A 528-nucleotide genomic window follows, 5' to 3' on the forward strand; every position below is an offset into this window, starting at 1 on the left:
GCTAACAGCTTGAGGTCCGGGGGGATCATGAAAAACGCACTTTTGGCGTGGGAACAACGTCTCGTTGATGAATTGGCAAGAGGCAGTGACCTGCTGTGCATTGAGATCCTGGGAACGCAGTTCGATGTTCGTTGGGGCCGTGCGGTCACGTGGCAGCAGCGGGCAAGTATTAGCTTGGGTTGGGCGCGCTGTGCCAGCGGCCGCGAGCCCCTGCTCCCTCCGGTGCCCGTGCAACCCACGTTTGACCAACCGTTCACAGCTTCCGTCGCCTGGAAGTCGCATAAGCACGACGACGGGATGTTCCACCTGCAGGCCGCCACCTTTGAGGAGCTGGCTGAGGACCTCACGTCCCGGCTCACGGTGACGGCAATCCTCGCCAACGCCGGTGAGTTGACGATGCTCCACGCCTGCGGAGTGGCGGATCCTTCAACAGGGGCTGTGATCGCCCTCGTGGCGAAGTCGGGAACGGGCAAGACCACTGCGGCTTCGGTATTGTCCGGGACATATAGCTATGTCACGGACGAAACG

1 pseudogene is annotated in these 528 nt (G+C 61.4%); it reads left to right on the forward strand.

What is annotated here, in order from left to right:
* Positions 1 to 27 precede the first annotated feature (27 nt).
* A pseudogene (locus tag AC5RWX_RS34210) lies at positions 28 to 528 on the forward strand (hypothetical protein); the annotation flags it as partial.

The sequence above is a fragment of the Arthrobacter sp. SPT-J7 genome (assembly GCF_059089965.1).